Annotated in this window: 19 protein-coding genes; 15 read left to right on the top strand and 4 right to left on the bottom strand. The window is 62.0% G+C overall.

Going from position 1 to position 17,328, the window contains the following annotated elements:
* Positions 1-28 precede the first annotated feature (28 nt).
* Complete coding sequence (locus V1475_RS03215) at positions 29-562, top strand: putative pterin-binding protein (RefSeq protein ID WP_479411595.1); 534 nt, start codon at positions 29-31, stop codon at positions 560-562.
* The gene (locus V1475_RS03210; protein WP_479411594.1) at positions 559-3,054 is read left to right on the top strand and encodes an ATP-binding protein; all 2,496 of its coding nucleotides are present in this window, start codon (positions 559-561) and stop codon (positions 3,052-3,054) included. The genes V1475_RS03215 and V1475_RS03210 overlap by 4 nt, the downstream gene beginning before the upstream one ends.
* Before the next feature lie 29 nt (positions 3,055-3,083).
* Here V1475_RS03210 and V1475_RS03205 read toward each other — a convergent pair whose 3' ends face one another.
* The gene (locus V1475_RS03205; RefSeq protein WP_479411593.1) at positions 3,084-4,292 is read right to left on the bottom strand and encodes a polysaccharide biosynthesis/export family protein; all 1,209 of its coding nucleotides are present in this window, start codon (positions 4,290-4,292) and stop codon (positions 3,084-3,086) included.
* A 204-nt stretch (positions 4,293-4,496) separates the two neighbouring features.
* Between V1475_RS03205 and V1475_RS03200 the strand changes: the two genes are divergently transcribed.
* From V1475_RS03200 to V1475_RS03185, 4 genes are read left to right on the top strand one after another with little or no spacing between them, the layout of a single operon-like run.
* Positions 4,497-5,750 carry an oligosaccharide flippase family protein gene (locus tag V1475_RS03200; RefSeq protein WP_479411592.1) on the top strand — a complete coding sequence of 418 codons (1,254 nt, stop codon included), beginning with the start codon at positions 4,497-4,499 and terminating at the stop codon, positions 5,748-5,750.
* On the top strand, positions 5,741-6,664 hold the full coding sequence (locus V1475_RS03195; protein ID WP_479411591.1) for a glycosyltransferase family 2 protein: 924 nt from the start codon (positions 5,741-5,743) through the stop codon (positions 6,662-6,664). Before V1475_RS03200 ends, V1475_RS03195 begins: the two co-directional genes overlap by 10 nt.
* A gap of 12 nt (positions 6,665-6,676) precedes the next feature.
* A complete protein-coding gene (locus tag V1475_RS03190) occupies positions 6,677-7,663 on the top strand; it encodes a glycosyltransferase family 2 protein (protein WP_479411590.1) in 987 nt (328 codons plus the stop codon).
* 32 nt (positions 7,664-7,695) lie between these two features.
* The gene (locus V1475_RS03185; RefSeq protein ID WP_479411589.1) at positions 7,696-8,721 is read left to right on the top strand and encodes a glycosyltransferase; all 1,026 of its coding nucleotides are present in this window, start codon (positions 7,696-7,698) and stop codon (positions 8,719-8,721) included.
* Here V1475_RS03185 and V1475_RS03180 read toward each other — a convergent pair.
* Positions 8,715-9,638 (bottom strand): helix-turn-helix domain-containing protein, encoded by a 924-nt coding sequence (locus V1475_RS03180; protein WP_479411588.1) that lies wholly within the window; start codon positions 9,636-9,638, stop codon positions 8,715-8,717. The two genes, V1475_RS03185 and V1475_RS03180, sit on opposite strands and share 7 nt — an antisense overlap.
* Positions 9,639-9,841: 203 nt before the next feature.
* On the opposite strand from V1475_RS03180, the gene V1475_RS03175 reads away from it, so the two are divergent.
* From V1475_RS03175 to V1475_RS03150, 6 genes are read left to right on the top strand one after another with little or no spacing between them, the layout of a single operon-like run.
* Positions 9,842-10,981 (top strand): amine dehydrogenase large subunit, encoded by a 1,140-nt coding sequence (locus V1475_RS03175; protein WP_479411587.1) that lies wholly within the window; start codon positions 9,842-9,844, stop codon positions 10,979-10,981.
* Positions 10,981-11,508, top strand: coding sequence for a MauE/DoxX family redox-associated membrane protein (locus V1475_RS03170; RefSeq protein ID WP_434289920.1), 528 nt, complete (start codon positions 10,981-10,983; stop codon positions 11,506-11,508). Before V1475_RS03175 ends, V1475_RS03170 begins: the two co-directional genes overlap by 1 nt.
* A gap of 16 nt (positions 11,509-11,524) precedes the next feature.
* On the top strand, positions 11,525-12,142 hold the full coding sequence (locus V1475_RS03165; protein ID WP_479411586.1) for a redoxin family protein: 618 nt from the start codon (positions 11,525-11,527) through the stop codon (positions 12,140-12,142).
* A 2-nt stretch (positions 12,143-12,144) separates the two neighbouring features.
* The gene (locus tag V1475_RS03160) at positions 12,145-12,666 is read left to right on the top strand and encodes a methylamine dehydrogenase light chain (RefSeq protein WP_434289922.1); all 522 of its coding nucleotides are present in this window, start codon (positions 12,145-12,147) and stop codon (positions 12,664-12,666) included.
* 49 nt (positions 12,667-12,715) lie between these two features.
* A complete protein-coding gene (locus V1475_RS03155; RefSeq protein WP_434289923.1) occupies positions 12,716-13,123 on the top strand; it encodes a c-type cytochrome in 408 nt (135 codons plus the stop codon).
* Between the two features lie 24 nt (positions 13,124-13,147).
* The gene (locus tag V1475_RS03150) at positions 13,148-13,603 is read left to right on the top strand and encodes a c-type cytochrome (RefSeq protein ID WP_479411585.1); all 456 of its coding nucleotides are present in this window, start codon (positions 13,148-13,150) and stop codon (positions 13,601-13,603) included.
* A 15-nt stretch (positions 13,604-13,618) separates the two neighbouring features.
* Here V1475_RS03150 and V1475_RS03145 read toward each other — a convergent pair whose 3' ends face one another.
* Together V1475_RS03145 and V1475_RS03140 are read right to left on the bottom strand one after the other, a co-directional pair.
* Positions 13,619-14,317: a winged helix-turn-helix domain-containing protein gene (locus V1475_RS03145; protein WP_434289925.1), complete on the bottom strand. Its 699-nt coding sequence runs from the start codon at positions 14,315-14,317 to the stop codon at positions 13,619-13,621.
* Complete coding sequence (locus V1475_RS03140; protein WP_479411584.1) at positions 14,289-14,576, bottom strand: hypothetical protein; 288 nt, start codon at positions 14,574-14,576, stop codon at positions 14,289-14,291. Before V1475_RS03140 ends, V1475_RS03145 begins: the two co-directional genes overlap by 29 nt.
* A gap of 194 nt (positions 14,577-14,770) precedes the next feature.
* Between V1475_RS03140 and V1475_RS03135 the strand changes: the two genes are divergently transcribed.
* The 3 genes from V1475_RS03135 to V1475_RS03125 all read left to right on the top strand — a co-directional run bounded on the left by V1475_RS03135 (position 14,771) and on the right by V1475_RS03125 (position 17,214).
* Positions 14,771-15,241, top strand: coding sequence for a hypothetical protein (locus tag V1475_RS03135; RefSeq protein ID WP_434289927.1), 471 nt, complete (start codon positions 14,771-14,773; stop codon positions 15,239-15,241).
* 119 nt (positions 15,242-15,360) lie between these two features.
* A complete protein-coding gene (locus tag V1475_RS03130) occupies positions 15,361-15,999 on the top strand; it encodes a ribonuclease HII (RefSeq protein ID WP_479411583.1) in 639 nt (212 codons plus the stop codon).
* A 102-nt stretch (positions 16,000-16,101) separates the two neighbouring features.
* Positions 16,102-17,214: a DNA methyltransferase gene (locus V1475_RS03125; RefSeq protein WP_479411582.1), complete on the top strand. Its 1,113-nt coding sequence runs from the start codon at positions 16,102-16,104 to the stop codon at positions 17,212-17,214.
* The last annotated feature ends 114 nt before the right edge of the window (positions 17,215-17,328 follow it).

The raw sequence follows: 17,328 nt of genomic DNA, 5'->3' as shown, positions 1-17,328 counted from the left end.
TGCCGGAGATTTTATCAGGAGTGCCTCAATGATTTCCCAGACACCGATCCTTCGCAGGGCGTTGAGAGTGATGGCCCTCGTGGTTCTCCCCTTGGCGCTCCCGCTTGCCGCCCTGTCCGATACGCTGGAGAAGCCCGAAGGGGCGGTGATCCTGACCGTTTCGGGCGAGATCGCCGCGACCAATGCGGGAGATGTGGCGCAGTTCGATCTGGCCATGTTACAGGCCTTGCCCCCCACGGAGATCACCACGGAGACCATCTGGACCCCGAGAGAGCATGTCTTCACCGGCGTCTCTCTGGATGTATTTCTGGATCATATCGGCGCTCAGGGGGGGACACTCCAAGCTCAGGCGATCAATGATTACACCGTCGAAATTCCGGTCAGCGATGCCGTTCCGGGCGGGCCGATCATCGCCTATGCGATGGATGGAGCGCCGATGTCGCGGCGTGACAAGGGACCGCTTTGGATCATCTACCCCTATTCTTCGGGACCTGAGTATCAGACTGAGGTGATCTATACCCGCAGCATCTGGCAATTGGACCGATTGACCGTCGTAGAATGACACAGGATTTCTCCAAACGAAGCACATGGAACCGGGGGCGCATCGCGTTCTCGGCTCTGGCTTTGGCGGCGCTTGTGCTTCTGGGGGTGCTCGTCTCGGAAGTGGTGCGCGAATTCCGCTGGCTGCGCACGGCCAATTCCGACAACACGCATTGGACATTGAGCCAGGCCGAGGTTGAGTTCCTGGAATACCGGGAGGCGATCATTGCGGCGATGCGCCCGGAGGCAGGGTCCGACGCGTTGACCCGTCTGGTGATCGAATTCGACGTTTTCTACAGCCGTATGGCGACCTTCGGCACCGGCAAGCTTTTTGTCGATCTGCGGGCGCGTCCCGGTTTCGGAACACCGATCGCAGAGGTGCGCGCGCATCTGGATGCGCTTGTCCCGATCATCGACGGTCCGCCTGAGACGCTCACGGCCTCGCTTCCGGTCTTGCTTGAGGACAGCGACGAAATCCGTCTGTTGCTGCGCCGCGCCGCCACCGAAGGGCTGCAATTCTTTGCGGAACAGGCCGAAGCCAGCCGCACTTCCGTCGGCAACACGCTTTTGCGTCTCGCCGCTCTGACCGTGGCGATGTTTCTGGCGCTGATCTTCGCCATGTGGCGGCTTCAGCGTGCGAGTCTCCAGACCCAGAAACGAGGCCGTCAGCTTGCCGATGCCTATGCGCGGCTCAACACGATTTTGGAAACGTCTCTCGATGCGGTCATCGTCACCGATCTCGACGGTCATATCCTGACCTTCAACGCTGCCGCGGAACGGATATTTCAGTACAACCATGATGCGGTGCTCGGGCACAATCTGGCCGAAATCATCATACCGGATCACCTGCGTGCTGCCCATGAACAGGGCATGCAACGTCTGCGCCAAGGCGGCGAGATGAAGGTCGTCGGCCACGGTCGTGTGCGCCTTGAGGCCAAACGCCGCGATGGCTCGCTCTTTCCTGTCGAGCTGGCGTTGCAAAAAGGACAGGTGGCCGGCAGCGACGTGATCGTGGGGTTCCTGCGGGACATCTCGCGACTGGTCGCCTCGGAAAACGCCTTGGTCGAGGCCCGCGACAAGGCATTGGCCGGGGAAAAGGCCAAGGCCGAATTCCTCGCCATGATGACGCATGAGATCAGAACGCCATTGAACGGGCTTTTGGGCAATCTGTCCTTGCTCAAGCAAACCGAGCTTGGCGCGCGACAACAGAATTATCTGCGCAATATGGAGATTTCCGGCGATCTTCTGATGCGCCATGTCGATGCCGTTTTGGATGTCGCACGGTTCGAGGCCACGGGCATCCAACCCCAGGAGGAGATCGTTCACCTCGGTCAATTGCTACAGGATATCGTCGATTCCCAAGCCAGTGCAGCCACCGCGCGCGGCAATCGCATTCGTTGGGAATGGGCCGGTCCTGCGGTGCGTTGGGCGCGGCTGGATGGCGCGCGCATGCGTCAGATCCTTTTGAATCTTGTCGGCAATGCGATCAAGTTCACCCGCAATGGTCAGATCCTGATCGAGGCCGAGGTCTCCGAAGAGGCGGCCACCATGTTGGAAGTCCGGGTGATCGATACCGGGATCGGGATCGCCAAGGATCGGCACAGCCTTGTCTTCGACGATTTTCACACCGTCAGCGACGTCGATACGGACATCAGTGGCACAGGGCTTGGCCTGGGGATCGCGCGACGGTTCGTCGAGGCGCTGGGGGGCGAGATCGGGCTGGAGAGCGTTCAAGGCGAAGGCAGTGTCTTTTGGTTGCGTATCCCGATCCAGCGCGTTGACGCGCCAGATGCGGACGCGCTTGCCGAACTGCCGCCGCCAAGTGCACCGCAAAACATCCTTCTGGCGGAAGACAATGACATCAATCTCGAACTGGCGCGCGAAATGCTACAGCGTTTCGGTCATCACGTGGTCGAGGCCCGAAATGGTGCCGAGGCGGTGACGGAGGCGGCACGCCAGCGTTTCGACATCATTCTGATGGATATTCGCATGCCGGTGATGGATGGTCTGCAAGCCACGCAGCATATTCGGCAAGGCGACGGTCCGAACCGCGCCACCCCGATCATCGCCGTGTCGGCAAACGTCCTGCCCGAAGCGCGAGAGCGTTTTCTGGCTTCGGGCATGTCAGGCTTTCTGCCCAAGCCGCTGGACAGTGCCTCGCTGGCTTCGTTGGTGTCGGCGCATGGAGCCGGTGAGGCCCCTGCACCAGAGCAAGATGTCACCTCGGATGCCGGGACGCTCATCGGGACGGAGTCTCAGCGGCTCGCCGAACTGAAGGCGCGCTATCGCGCCGAAATCGAGACATTTCTGTCAGAGGCCTGGACACTGTCTCTGCCGCAGGTGGCAGAGACCTCGCACCGGTTGGCCGGAAGTGCCGCCGCCTTCGGTCACACGACAATCCGTGCCGCACTCGTCTCGCTTGAAATCGCGGCCGAACAGGGCGAAGCGGACGGCTGTATGCTGGCCCTGGACGAAGTAACGACGCTCTGGCGCGACGGTCCCGGCTCGTCATAAGCCGAGGCGGCGGGGCAGGGTCGATACGCTCAGTTGGCAACCCCGAGAACAGTGCCGAACACCCGCCCGATCTCGGTGATATTGGTGACGCTACTGTCATAGCAGGCAATAGAGTCGCCCGGCAAAAGGTAGGGGTCGTAATCGTCGCGATCGGCGCGGCGCAACTGGTCTTCGATCTGGCGCTCGATCACGGTAGAGACGCCGGTCATGGGGTTACGGGTGAACAACACAGCGGAGCGATGCGCGCTGCTGGCACGCGCACCACCGACACAATTCGTATCGACAACCGCCTGCATGAACCGTGTCCCGTAAGGCACTTCACGCACCTCCCGCCCGACGGCCGAGGGCGCATTGCCAGTGGCCGGTTGCGTCAGATTGGACAGGAACAGCGACACGCCCGGCGGGCTGATCGGGCTGGGTCGCATCAGGTCGTCCTGAAAACACTGACGCGAAGGCACGACGATCTCGTCCCCCGCAAGTAAGACAATGTCGACGGCATGACGCCCCTCGAACACGCCGCGCAAATCGAGGGAATAGCGGTTCCCTGCGCGATGCAGTTCGATCCGCGACAGATCGGCATCGGGGCGCACCCCGCCAGCCGCACGCAGCGCGGTGGAGAGGTTGCGGGCTTCGGTCGAGGCGCCCATCGCGTTTTGTCGGGCGGCATCGAGATCAGCCCCCGCACGGAGGCCGACCTCGACCGAATGCGGCTCGAACACGGCGCCGGACACAGCAACGTTGACGCTGGCCATGTCGCGCAGCCGCACGGAGATTCGGGGGGCCGTCTCGTAAAACCCGTCGGCGCGCAACACCCGCACAAGCTCGGATTCGATGTCCTCCGTACGACGTCCCTGCGCCTGCACCGGCGGAAGGTACGGTAATTTCAGGAACCCGTCGCGAGAGATCACATAGTCGCCGCTAAAGGTCTCGTCCTCGCCAATGCGGACATCCAAAAGATCGTCGCGCGACAGCCGTTCGCCGCTCAAAATTTGCGGCAGGATTGCGCTGCCCTTGCCTTGCGCGCCGAGGCCGGACGTGCCGTCGCGGCAGCGCTCCATATTCATGCCGGGCGACACAAGATAGACCTCGTCCCCGTTGCGAGCGGGTGGGTCGCGATATTGCGCCTGATAGCCTCCGCCGCTCTCGATGGGGCCGATGTTTTCTGGATTTGGCGCCGGGCTACACCCGGCCAAAAGAGCGGCACAGAGGCTTGTCGAATACAGAAATGAGCGGCTCACGCGGTTTTCCACCTGATCATTCTAAAACTCGATTTCACCCTAGCACCTCGACCTGACCACTGTCGCAGCCACAGTGGAATGGCACGCCTATCCCAAAGAATAGGGTCCGGCGGAAAGGAGATTTTGCACCCTCCGATCGCGTCCGGGACACGTGCCTTAACGGCCCATTAATCTTAACACAACTTTAAAGGGAGCCCGGGATCGGTGTCTAGCAGCAACTTCAACTCCAGCCGCCTCTTCGGGCATCTCATGGCTTACGGCGCCTCGGAGGCCGCAACGAAACTGTCGCGCCTTGGCGTGGTGATCGTGGTGGCCCGCAGTCTCGATCTGGCTGAAGTCGGTCTTGCGGCGGCGGCGCTGGCGATGGGAGATCTGCTGAAATCCCTGACCGAAAATGGTGTGACGCAACGCATCGTGGTCGCGCCCGACCATGAACTCGATGCCGTCTGTCATCGTGCGCATCGGCTCAACTGGCTCTGGTGCGCTGGGCTCTTTGCCGTGCAGGCCGCTTTGGCCGCCGGGCTGTGGCTGGGATTCGGCAAACCCCTTCTGGCGGTGATGGTCCTGTTGCTCGGGGCCGAATACCTCTTCATGCCGGGCGGTCTTGTGCAATGCGGCCTTGCGCTGCGTCAGGGGAAACTGAGCCGTACCGCCGCGATTGCGGGGACACAATCGGTCTCGGCCAATGTGCTGGCGATGCTTCTGGCCGTTCTTTGGCCGACCCCGCTGGCCCTTGTCGTGCCGCGTCTGCTGACCGCGCCGATCTGGCTCGTGATGATGCGCCGTCTCGCGCCGTGGCGCCGCAGCACCACTGCGCCTCTCGCCCCGACCGCCACCTTCCTGCGCTATGGCGGGCCGGTTCTGGGCACCGAGGTGATCCGCACGATGCGTCTTCATGCCGACAAACTGCTTGTCGGCGCTCTGCTCGGCCCGGAAGCCTTGGGCGCCTATTTCATGGCGTTCAATGCCGGGTTGAGCCTTGCAAGTTCCTTCTCCACGGCTCTCGCCGCCGTCCTGTTCCCGCATCTTTGCGCCAGTCAGGATCGTGGCGAGGCGCTGGGGCAGGGGGTGCGCCTGTCGCTGGGGCTGATCACGCCTGTCGTGATCCTGCAATCGCTTTTTGCGCCCTGGTACGTTCCGCTGCTGCTCGGTCCCCAACATGCAGCGCTTGCGGAACCCGTCGCCATCCTCTGCCTCGTTGCCATTCCCACCATGATCTGGACCGCCACCGCCGGTTGGATGCGGGCGACCGGGTCGACGCTGCACGAATTGCGCGGCACCCTGATCCTGACCCTGGCACTCATGGTCAGCATCCTGATCTGTGCGCCTTACGGGCTTGGGAGACTTGCCTGGGGTTATCTCGCGACCGCGACCTTCACCATGTTTGTTCTCTCTCTCCCGGCGATGAAGCACGCCTTCCCCAGAATTTTTAAAACGGAGCCGACAGCATGCCTTTGATCTCCGTCGTCATCCCCGTTTTCAACGCAGCCGATACCTTGCCCGACACTCTGCGCGCCCTTCAGGCTCAAAGCTGGGGCGATTGGGAGGCCATTCTGGTCGATGACGGTTCGAGCGACGGCAGTTTTGAGCTCGCGCAGCGCTTGGCCGCCAAAGATCGCCGTCTCCGCGTGGTCCGCAATCCCGGCAAAGGCCCGAGTGCCGCGCGCAATCATGGTGCCTGCGATCTGGCCCGCGGCGAGATCGTGAGCTTCTGCGATGCGGACGATCTCTGGACGCCGCGCAAGCTTGCGGATGTGGTTGCGGGGATCGAAAAGGGGTCGGCCGATGCCATCTTCGGCCGCGTCGGGTTCTTCGCGACCGATCCCGCACGCCCGACCAGCGTGTCGAGCGTGCCCGAAACCCCGCTCAGCATCCCAGTGCTTTTGGGGGAGAACCCGGTCTGCACGCTGTCGAACCTGTCGCTCACACGCGCGCTGTTTTGCCGCCTCGGCGGGCTGCGCGCGGATATGGTGCATAACGAAGATCTCGAATTTCTCGTCCAGCTTTTGGGACAGGGGGCGGTGCTGCGCGGCATAGATGCCGATCACGTGCTCTATCGTCTCAGCCCCGCAGGACTCTCCGCCAACCTGGAGGCCATGCGCCTCAGCCGGGCCGAGGTGCTCAAGACCGCCGCACGGTTCGGGGTATCCTCAACCGCCCGCGCCGAGGCACAGTATCTGCGCTATCTCGCGCGCCGCGCCATGCGGTTGGGCGCGGAGCCGCATCAGGTGCGGGCCTTCCTGCGCGAAGGTCTGAGCATCGAGGCCACGGCTTTTCTCGCCCCTCTGCGCCGCGGCGTCCCGACCGCTTTGGGCGGTCTGATCTACCCGTTTCTGTCACACGGCCAACGCCGCTTTCTCTTCTCTCGTTAAAGGAGCGCTCCCATGCCCTATGCCTCACTCGTCGTCCCCGCGTTCAACGCCGCTGCCACCCTGTCCCAGACATTGGTGTCGCTCTGTTCCCAGACCTTTCGCGACCTCGAGGTGATTGTCGTCAACGATGGCTCCACCGACGACACCGCCCGCATCGCGACAGAGGCCGCCAAATCCGATCCGCGAATTCGCTTGGTCGAGCAGGGCAACCGCGGCCTCGCGGGCGCGCGCAATTCCGGGATCGCGGCGGCCACCGGCACTGTCGTCGGGCTGTGCGATGCCGACGATCTCTGGATGCCGGAAAAACTGGCCGCCCATGTGGCGCATCTGGACGCGGCACCGCATGTCGGACTGAGCTATGCCGGGTCGGCCTTGATCGATGACGCGGGTCGGCGCATCGGCCATGCCCAGCGTCCGCGCCTGCGCGGGGTCACTGCCAGCCATGTGTTCAAGCGCAATCCCGTCGGCAACGGCTCGACGCCTGTGTTTCGCCGCGCGGCCCTTGAGGCGCTGGCCTATCGCCCCCAAGGCGAGACCGAGCGCGATTGGGTCTTCGACGAGACATTCCGGCAGTCCGAGGACATCGAATGCTGGTTGCGGTTCAGCCTGACCACCGACTGGAGCCTTGAGGGGCTGCCGGGGCTTTTGACGGAATACCGGCTGAGTGCGGGCGGGCTTTCGGCACGTACCGATGCGCAATTGGCGGCTTGGGAGCGGATGATCACGAAACTGCGCCCGACCGCGCCCGATTTCTTTGCCCGTCATGAGGATGCGGCCCGCGCCTACCAGCTGCGCTATCTCGCGCGGCGGGCCGTGACCGGCGGCGAGGGCCATGCTGCGATGGACTATGTCCGGCGCGCGCATCGCCTGTCGAAAATACCGCTGATCGAAGAGCCCATGCGCACGTTGGCCACGGCAGGGGCGGCCTTTGCCCTTGGACGACTGGGTCGCGATCCGCTTCAGCTTATGGCTTGCCTGCGTCCGCGCGCACGGGCCTGAACCGCAACACATCTCACCGGGAGGAGCCTTCCATGACCGCCAAACTTCGTATTCTTCACCTCATCGACGACACCACGCCCGGCGGCGTGATGCGGGTCATCGAGCATATGAACAGCTCTCCGAACCTTGCGCGGGAAGCCCAGCAAATGCTGCGCGTCGTCGGTCGGGGCGCGGCGCTGCCGCCCTGTGACGCCGATCTGGTGATTTCGCATCTGACCATCAACTGGCGCAGCCTGCCGCGGCTCATCGCTTTTCGCGCGCTCCATAGCGCCGTGCCGATCTGTCATGTCGAACACAGCTATACCGAAGCCTTCACCGCCCATAACGTGCCGTTCAAAGCCCGGTTTTTCACGCTGTTGCGCACCGCTTACGCTCTTTTCGATCGGGTCGTCGCGGTCAGCTCGGCCCAGGCGGAGTGGATGATGCGTCGGGAACTGGTTCGTTCGGGTGCGCTGAACGTGATCCCGTCTTCCGTTGCGCTCGAACCTTTCCTGAAACTGCCCATTCCGAACGACCGCGCCCGTGTGATCGGTGCGATTGGGCGTCTGCACCGGCAAAAGGGGTTCGATGTGTTGATCAAGGCCTTCCGCACGCTGCCGGACCCAGAGCTACAGCTCTATGTCTGCGGCACCGGGCCGGAAGAGGCGGCTCTCAAGGCCCTTGCGGATGAAGATGCGCGCATCCGATTTTTCGGCCATATGAACGATCCGGTGGCTGTCATGGATGCGGTTGATCTGGTCGTCATGCCGTCTCGCTGGGAAAGCTTTGGCCTTGTTGCTCTTGAAGCCCGTGCGGCGAAACGTCGATTGCTTTGTGCCGATGTGGACGGCCTGCGCGAAAGCGGGGCGGGGGCGGCGTTTGTGAAGGGCCACGATCCGGATGTCTGGGCACAGGCCCTGAAGGCACACATCAACGCCACGCAACGGGTCGCTTCCGAGAGCCCGGTCCTGCGCGATATCGGGGAGGACTGGTGCATGCTATTGCAGTCGATGGCATTGCCCCGCCGCAAAGCGCGATTGCAAAGCCTGTCCCCGTCGCGTTCCGCTCTGGCTCAGTGATGCTGTGGCGTGGCCCGGCGCAATGTATCCGAGGGGCGTTCTCCGAACATGGCGCGGTAGCTCTGCGAAAACCGGCCCCAATGATAGTAGCCGAATTCCATGCTGACATCCGACACTTTCGTGCTGCGCGGGTCTGAAAACCGCAACCGGCGATGCACCTCGCTCAGGCGGCGTCCCTTGAGCATTTCGTCAAGCCGCATGCCGGTACGCTCAAGACAGGTCGCGCGCAGTGTCGCGCGATCCCGATCGAGATGTTTCGCCAGATGGCTGACGGTCATCTTGTCGAACGGCAGCTCGTCGCAAGCCGCGAGAATATCCGCCATCAGGCCATGGGGCAGTTTGCGCGGACGCGCCCGGCTGGCTTCCCGCGCCCAAAGCGAAATCCGGTCGATCAGAAGATCCGGCGCCAGATCCAGCACCGCCTGCTGCGCGATGCCCTGGCGCGCGCTTTCCATCAGGGTCAGCATCCAGTCCGCGATGCCATGGCTTTCCTGCGGCGTGACCGGGCGGGCGCCACTGATGATGTCCTCCGGCAGACAGTCCTGCGGCAGGGTCAGCATGATGTAATCCGCGTCGCTGTCGGTGAAGATATGATAATCCTCGCCCGCGACATGGAGCATCCCGGTGCCCGTGCCAATCGCGCTCGGCAGCCCGCTCATCGAAAGCCGTTTGCCAAGCGAAAACCCGACACAGACATAACCATCCGGGACACGATAGAAATTCTCCATTTTCCGGTTCACGGTCTCGCGATAGAGCGTGATATCCTCCCACTCCAGCGCCGCGATATGCCCCTCGAACGCCCCCGGCGACAATTGCCGGTACAGCTGGTTCCAGCCATCGAGCCCCCGTTCCTGATCGACGAAACTGTCGAACTGGGCTTCCCTTACACGGGTGCGGGGTTTGATGTCTGTGTGCATGTCAAGTGACCGAAATATTTTGATTTTCCTATTCTGAAAGGCCCTGCGGCGGGGAGTGTCAAGCGGGGCGGGGCGGGTTTCGACCGGGAAACGGTAAGATTCACGCGCTGCATATTTTATGGGCGAAATTACCCGACAAGGGCGGATAGCGCGGGCTTGAATCCAGCGCCTATGTTGGTCACGAGACCATCACCAGGAGACAGATGATGAAATCCACAACCGCCGCTTTCGTGGCGCTTGCCGCGCTGACCGGACCGGCTTTCGCACAAGACGCCATCGAACCCGAAACCCTTTCCGTCAAGGAAACCATCGACGAAGGCCCGAACCTCTTCGTGCTCGATCAGGCCTGGAAAGGCCCGTCCTCGATCAACGTGCTGGGCGCCGAAGATTTCGCGATGAAGGGCAACATGGGCCCGGGCACCACCGCGCAGATGGTGCTCTCCGCCGACGGCAAGACCATGTACACCACCTCGGTCTATTTCGAGCGCTACACCTACGGCCCGATCACCAACGTGTTCCACACCTGGGACGTCGACACGCTCAAGATCAAAAGCGAATTCGAATTCGGCGTGAAAATGGCCCATGTCGAAAGCCAGCCCTCGCTGCTGACGCTCTCTTCCGACGAGGCCTATGCGCTGGCCCAGAACGCCACGCCCGCGACCTCCGTCTCGGTGATCGACATCGCCGCTGGCGCCGCCATCGCCGAAATTCCGACGCCGGGCTGCTGGGGCATCTTCCCCTCCACCTCCGGCATGAAATTCACCACGATCTGCGGTGACGGCACTTTCCAGACCTATTCTTACGCCGCCGATGGCACCTTCGGCGATCCGGGCAAGTCTGAGAAAATCTTCGACGTCGATGACGACGCGCTCTTCACCAACGGCGTGCGCATCGGCGAAACCCTCGTCTATGTGTCCTACAACGGCAATCTCTATGTCGTGGACGACAGCGGCGACGTGCCGGTCCTCTCCGAGACCATCGCGCTGACAGAAGGCGTGCTCGGCAAATGGGCCCCCTCCGGTTCCGAGCTGATCGCCTATAACGCCCCGACCAACACCGCTTTCGTGCTGATGCACTCCGGCTCCTACGACGGCTCCCACAAAAACGGCGCCGAACAGATCTGGGCCGTGGACATGGACAGCAAGACCGTCGTCGGTCGCTCCACCGCGCATCATGAAAACAGCATCCTCGTGACCCAGACCGAAGAGCCGATGCTCTACGGCGCGAACGAGGAAGGCGATGTCTACTCCTATACCGTCGAAATGGGCGATGAGGTCTTCCTCGAAGAGGGCGAAGAGTTCAATATCGGTGGCTGGCCGACCATCATGGAACTGGATCGCTGATGGGAGACCTGTCGCAGCTCACCTCTGCAACCCTGACGAGCTTTCTCGTGCTCGTTTTGGCGCGCGCGGCCTGGCACAAATGGCAGGCCTTCTATGAGACGGTGGGATTTGCGCAGGGCTATGGGCTTGTGCCCCGTCACATGGTGCCCGTGATCGTGCGCGGACTGACGGGGGCCGAGGCCCTCACCGTCCTCGCACTCCTCCTTCCCGTCACCCGTCCCTTCGGCGGGCTGATGGCGGCGGGGCTGTTCGCGGGCTACGGCGTGCTGATGGCGGCGGCTTTGCTTCGGGGCCAGACGGAGATCGATTGCGGCTGCGGTGGCACGCCGCAGATCGTCTCCGGCCTGACCCTCGGGCGCAATGCCGTGCTGACCGTCATGGCGCTGGCCGTCGCGATGATCTCTGTCGGGCCGCTCGGCGCGATGGGGGCCATCATGGCGATCACCGCCGGGATCACGCTTTTCGCGATCTACGGCGTGGCGGAAAAACTCGCCTCCCATCTCCCCCACATCCGGCAGGCCGGATGAGAGAGGACAGAACGATATGAATATACTCATCTTTTCCAACATCGCCCTCTGGGTTGTCGTGCTGGTCCAGATCGCGATCATCTTCGCGCTCGCCCGCCAGATCGGCATCCTCTTCGAACGGGTGTCCCCGGTGGGCGCGATGATTTCGGACAGCGGGCCGGACATCGGTGAAGCCGTGCCGCACATGACCCTGCCCAATCTCAACGGGCCGGAATTTGCACTGGGCGGGCCGGAAGGGCGGGCACAGCTCGTGTTCTTCCTCTCCACCACCTGTCCGATCTGCAAGGCGCTCCTGCCCGCGATCAAATCGATCCGGGACGATGAAAAAGGCTGGCTCGACGTTGCGCTGGCCTCCGACGGGCGCGAAGCGGCGCACCGGCGGCTCATCGAGGCGGAAGATCTCAACAGCTTCCCCTATGCGCTCTCCTCCGATCTCGGCATGACCTTCAAGGTCGCGAAACTGCCCTTTGCCGTGCTCATCGGGCCGGACGGCAAGGTGCGCGCCAAGGGTCTCGTGAACTCCCGCGAACAGCTCGAAAGCCTGTTCAACGCCTCCGAGACCGGCATTCCCTCTTACCAGGCTGCGGTCGCCCAACAGATGGGCGCCACTCAATTTTCCTCCGAAAGGATCTGATAATGACCAGACTGATCGACAAACTTCTCAAGACCCTCGACAAGCGCGTCGAAACCGGTGCCCGCACCGCCGCACGCAGCCTTGGCCGCCGCAGCTTCATGGCGAAAGCCGGGGCCTCGGTTCTGGGCGCCGCCGTTGCGACCCCGATCCTGCCCTTCGATCGTCGCGCCAACGCTTCCGAACTGCCGGAGGACGAATGCTCCTACTGGCGTCACTGCGCCCTCGACGGCAACCTCTGCTCCACCTCCGGCGGGTCTCTGACGCAATGTCCTCCGGGCTCGTCCGCCTCTTCCGTGTCCTGGGTCGGCACCTGCACCAACCCGGACGACGGCAAGGATTACCTTGTGTCTTATAACGACTGCTGCGGCAAACCGTCGGTCGCCTCCGCGACCTTCTGCTACACCTCCGAGGGTGAGCGTCCGGGCTACCGCATGGGTCTCTACAACGACATCAACTGGTGCATGGCGAACACCGACAAAGGTTACCACTGCACGGTGTCCGTGGTTGTGGGCCTGGCGGAGTGATCCCGAATTGCGCCTTTTGACGACACTCACGGGGGCTGTGGCATGCGCCATGGCCCTCCTCACCCTCCCGGTCTCTGCCGAGACCCCGGAGGAGCTTTTCGAGATTCATTGCGCCGCTTGTCACAACACCGGCGGCATCGGCAATCCGGGTCTTGCCCCGCCGCTCAACCGTCCCGTGTTCTGGCAGGCGCTGGGTGACACCGCGCCCGAATATCTCGCCGGAGTGGTGATCTCGGGCATGGCCGGAAAACTCGACATTCAGGGCCAGATGTACATCGGCCTGATCATGCCGCCGGTGGCCAGCACCACGGACGAGGAACTGGTCGAGATCGGCACATGGGTGCTCCAGACCCTTGGCGAGACCGAAGCTGTGATGACCCAGGAGCTTCTCGAGGCCGCGCGCGAGACCCGTCCGACCCATGCCGATCTGCGGGCGATGCGCCCCGCGGTCGACTGAGCCGGTAGACAGAAAGGAAGAGACATGTCTCTGTTGAAACCCCTGATCTGCGCGCTTGCGCTTGTCCCGGCCTCCCTGATGGCGGCGGACCAGCCCTCGCGCACCGCGCATACGAATTACATTTTGCGCTGCGCTGGCTGTCACGGGTTCGAAGGCGGCGGCACGCCGGAGGGCGGGATTCCCGACTTCCCGAACAGCGTCGGCTATATTGCAGGCACCGAGTTGGGGCGTACCTACATGATGCATGTGCCCGGCGTGGTCGGTTCGTCCCTGAACAACGCCGAGATCGCCGAGGTGATGAACTACGTGCTCGACGTCTGGGGGGAAACCGACAGCGGCGAGGCACCGGTGTATTTCACCGAAGAAGAGGTCACCCGCCGCCGCGCCGAACCTGTCCCCGATGTGGTCGCCTATCGTCGCCTCGCGGTGGATGAACTCACCGCGATGGGCATCACCGTCGCGGACTATCCCTGGCCTTAAACGGGGCCCTGACGGTCAGACCATCTTGATCACATCGCGCGGACAGGCCAGCATATAGCCCTTCCGCGCGATGTTTTTGACCAACAACTCGCTCACCATCTGATTGCCGAGCGTATCGCGCAGCCGTTTGATCCGCGTCGCCCCCGCCGCCTCTTCGCAATCCACCGCATTCCGGCCCGAGATCACCGCCTCGATCTCCGCCCCCGACAACACATCGTCGTCCAAACGCGCCTCGGCCAGAACCGACAGCGTCTCGATCGCCGCAGGCGTTAGCTTGAACTCCATGTTGTTCAGGTAAACCGTGTTCTCCGCCCGCGAGATCAACAAGGACGACACCTCGATCCCCCGCTTCTCGATCTCGCTCATCCGTCGGTTCAGCGCGATGATCACGACAAGAAACACCAAGGCCGCCACAAGCAAGGCGGTCGCAAACACCAGAAGCACGAAAATCACCATCCGGTAGGAATTCAGCACACCGGAAAACGACGTTCCCGATTGCGCCAGAATCTCCAGCAGTTTGATTTCCGCCTGCGTCGTCAGATCGTTCTCGACGAAAATCTGTTCCACCCGCGTGTTGAACGCATTCGCATCCGGCAGGTTCACGAACAACAACACGGCCGCGACCAACAGAATCGCGACAATCGCCACGATCCCGTAAATCGCCACCCGCGACACCTTCCGGCTGTCAGTATCGGAGGAAATATTTGCCAGCATCGGCCTTTACCTCGCCCAGTTTCTCTTCCGGGATCATCGCGACGATGGACAAAAGGTGCCAGCCCTCTTTTTCAAGACGCGGTGCCAAGGCCTTGGCCGCCGCCTCTTTCGTACATTGATTGTCGCCCACCTCGGCCACGCCGAAATGCAGCTTGAGCGGATTGTCGCGCTTGGCCTTGTAACTCGCGTAACAGGAGGCCTCGGCCAGCCCCGGCAGGGCCACAAGCGCGATGAGAAGGGGGAGAAGGTGCTTTTTCATGCTCGCGATCCTGTGAGGATTGCGGATGTTATTCAATAGCAAAGCCGATTTTCGCCGATGACACCCCGTTGTTATCCGATGACATCCCGCTGTTATTGAGCGATTTCCACAAAAACGACCATCACCGTCCCATCACCTCTTTCGCCCACCCACAGATCGACAGGGCGAGGCAACAGGATCTGAAAGGACGACCGATGAAACTCACGAAATTCACCGCAGGGCTCGTAGCGCTTTCCATCGCCACCGCCGGTTTTGCCGCCGCCCCTGCGCGCGCCGGCGACAATGACGCCGCTCTGGTTCTGGGCGGGCTTGCGACGCTCTTCGTGCTCGGCAAGGCGCTCGACGACAAGAACAAGGACAAGGTCGCCGTGAGCACTTCGCGCTATCGCGACGGTCATCGCAATGAGCCCTGGCAGGACCGTAATCGTGGCCGGGATTTCGGCATCCCGAACCAATGTGTCGCAAGCGCCGGGCAGGGGGGCAAAACGCGTCTCGTCGCCTTCGAGAACTGCATCGAGCGCGACCGTCGCGCCCAGGTGCATCTGCCCAAGGCCTGCGAGACCCGGGTGAAAACCCGTCAGGGCAAGGTCGATGCCTATGATCTAGGCTGCCTCACCAATTTCGGCTACCGCGTCGAACGTGTTCGCGACACCCGCCACAACTGAGTTCCATAACGAGCAGAATCGCGCGGTTCTCATGTTCCCATGGCCGCGCCACTTGGCGGGTGAGACCTCTCACCCGCTTTTTTCTTGCGCCGCTGTCGGGCTTCGGCTTCACAGGGGGGATGACAAAGACAACTCCAGATTTTTCCTTCGAAGAGGCCGCCACCCGTCGCGGTTACACCCGGATCGTGGGGGTCGACGAGGTGGGCCGTGGTCCGCTGGCCGGTCCTGTGGTTGCCGCCGCCGTCTGGCTCGACCCGAGCCGCATCCCCTCCGGTCTCAACGATTCGAAAGCGCTGACCGCCAAACGGCGCGAAGCGCTTTATGACGAAATCCTCGCCGTGGCCGATGTCTCTATCGCCTCCTGTTCGGTCGAGGAGATCGACGAAATCAATATCCTACAGGCCTCTTTGCGCGCCATGGAGCGCGCCGTCGCGGGGCTGGCGCTCAAGGCCGATTACGTTCTGGTCGATGGCAACAAACTGCCGCCCGCCTTCGGTCTGGATGCCGAGGCCATCGTCAAAGGCGATGCGCGATCTTTTTCGATTTCGGCGGCCTCAATTGTGGCCAAAATATGGCGCGACCGCCTGATGGTGGATTTGGCGCAACAGTACCCCGGCTATGGCTGGGAAAAGAACGCCGGTTACGGCACCAAAATTCACATGGAAGGGCTCCAAAATCTTGGTGTGACACCACACCATAGGCGTTCGTTCAAACCCGTCCACAACATCTTGTATCAAGACAAAAACATAAGTGACTGATTCGAAAAAGAAATTGACGTGGAATCCCCGATGACTCATCTTGAGACCCATAAATGACGTCAAAAATGGCGCGTTAAAACGACGTCCCTTAAGGGGCGCGATATGAGGCAGAAGATGAAGACAACGATCCGCAAGGGGGCGAATTCGCTCCCGCTCAATGAGATATTGCCCGGCGATTGCATCGAGGTGATGAACGCGCTCCCCGAAGAGAGCGTCGACCTGATTTTCGCCGATCCGCCTTATAACCTGCAATTGCGGGGCGATCTGCATCGCCCGGACAATTCCAAAGTGGACGCCGTCGACGACGCCTGGGACCAGTTCGACAGCTTCAAGGTCTACGATGATTTCACCCATGAGTGGCTCAAAGCCGCGCGCCGCATTCTCAAACCGAATGGCGCGATCTGGGTGATTGGCTCCTATCACAACGTCTTCCGCCTCGGTGCCGAGCTTCAGAATCAGGGCTACTGGATTTTGAACGACGTGGTGTGGCGCAAGTCGAACCCGATGCCGAACTTCCGCGGCAAGCGTTTGACCAACGCCCACGAAACCCTGATCTGGGCGTCGAAAAACGAAGCGGCGAAATACACCTTCAATTACGAAGCGCTCAAGTCGCTCAACGAGGGCATCCAGATGCGCTCCGACTGGGTTCTGCCGATCTGCAACGGCGGCGAGCGTCTCAAAGACGACAATGGCGACAAGGCCCACCCGACGCAAAAGCCCGAGAGCCTTTTGCATCGCGTGATCCTCGGCACGACCAACCCCGGCGACGTGATCCTCGATCCGTTCTTCGGCACCGGCACCACGGGTGCTGTGGCCAAGATGCTGGGTCGCGAATTCATCGGCATCGAGCGCGAAGAGAAATATCGTGAGGTCGCCGAGAAACGCATCGCCTCCGTGCGCAAGTTCGACAAGGAGGCGCTGCGTGTGACGGGCTCCAAACGTGTCGAGCCGCGTGTGCCCTTCGGTCAGCTCGTGGAACGCGGCATGCTGCGTCCGGGCGAGGAGCTTTATTCGATGAACGGGCGTCAAAAGGCCAAGGTGCGCGCCGACGGCACGCTGATCGCCAATGACGTGAAAGGCTCGATCCATCAGGTCGGTGCCCATCTCGAAGGTGCACCGTCCTGCAATGGCTGGACCTACTGGACCTTCAAACGCGATGGCAAAACCGTTCCGATCGACGTGTTGCGCCAACAGATCCGCGCGGAGATGCAGTAACGGCGCAGTAACGGCAGAGCGGGATAAGTGTCCGACAAAAGTCCGACACTTATCCGACGCAAATCCGACAGGGGAAATCCCCGAAATTCAGAGTTATCGCCTGGTGCCTGCGGC

Source organism: Celeribacter sp. SCSIO 80838 (assembly GCF_056498065.1).
The sequence above is the reverse complement of the archived record's forward strand: the minus strand, read 5'-3'. Positions and strand labels throughout refer to the sequence as shown.

What these genes read in the sequence shown, in the direction of transcription:
- V1475_RS03185 (WP_479411589.1), top strand. Translation starts at nt 7,696, where the DNA reads ATGACCGCCAAACTTCGTATTCTTCACCTCATCGACGACACCACGCCC.
- V1475_RS03135 (WP_434289927.1), top strand. Translation starts at nt 14,771, where the DNA reads ATGAAACTCACGAAATTCACCGCAGGGCTCGTAGCGCTTTCCATCGCC.
- V1475_RS03170 (WP_434289920.1), top strand. Translation starts at nt 10,981, where the DNA reads ATGGGAGACCTGTCGCAGCTCACCTCTGCAACCCTGACGAGCTTTCTC.
- V1475_RS03180 (WP_479411588.1), bottom strand. Translation starts at nt 9,638, where the DNA reads ATGCACACAGACATCAAACCCCGCACCCGTGTAAGGGAAGCCCAGTTC.
- V1475_RS03195 (WP_479411591.1), top strand. Translation starts at nt 5,741, where the DNA reads ATGCCTTTGATCTCCGTCGTCATCCCCGTTTTCAACGCAGCCGATACC.
- V1475_RS03155 (WP_434289923.1), top strand. Translation starts at nt 12,716, where the DNA reads ATGGCCCTCCTCACCCTCCCGGTCTCTGCCGAGACCCCGGAGGAGCTT.
- V1475_RS03125 (WP_479411582.1), top strand. Translation starts at nt 16,102, where the DNA reads ATGAGGCAGAAGATGAAGACAACGATCCGCAAGGGGGCGAATTCGCTC.
- V1475_RS03175 (WP_479411587.1), top strand. Translation starts at nt 9,842, where the DNA reads ATGATGAAATCCACAACCGCCGCTTTCGTGGCGCTTGCCGCGCTGACC.
- V1475_RS03190 (WP_479411590.1), top strand. Translation starts at nt 6,677, where the DNA reads ATGCCCTATGCCTCACTCGTCGTCCCCGCGTTCAACGCCGCTGCCACC.
- V1475_RS03215 (WP_479411595.1), top strand. Translation starts at nt 29, where the DNA reads ATGATTTCCCAGACACCGATCCTTCGCAGGGCGTTGAGAGTGATGGCC.
- V1475_RS03130 (WP_479411583.1), top strand. Translation starts at nt 15,361, where the DNA reads ATGACAAAGACAACTCCAGATTTTTCCTTCGAAGAGGCCGCCACCCGT.
- V1475_RS03210 (WP_479411594.1), top strand. Translation starts at nt 559, where the DNA reads ATGACACAGGATTTCTCCAAACGAAGCACATGGAACCGGGGGCGCATC.
- V1475_RS03165 (WP_479411586.1), top strand. Translation starts at nt 11,525, where the DNA reads ATGAATATACTCATCTTTTCCAACATCGCCCTCTGGGTTGTCGTGCTG.
- V1475_RS03145 (WP_434289925.1), bottom strand. Translation starts at nt 14,317, where the DNA reads ATGCTGGCAAATATTTCCTCCGATACTGACAGCCGGAAGGTGTCGCGG.
- V1475_RS03150 (WP_479411585.1), top strand. Translation starts at nt 13,148, where the DNA reads ATGTCTCTGTTGAAACCCCTGATCTGCGCGCTTGCGCTTGTCCCGGCC.
- V1475_RS03140 (WP_479411584.1), bottom strand. Translation starts at nt 14,576, where the DNA reads ATGAAAAAGCACCTTCTCCCCCTTCTCATCGCGCTTGTGGCCCTGCCG.
- V1475_RS03160 (WP_434289922.1), top strand. Translation starts at nt 12,145, where the DNA reads ATGACCAGACTGATCGACAAACTTCTCAAGACCCTCGACAAGCGCGTC.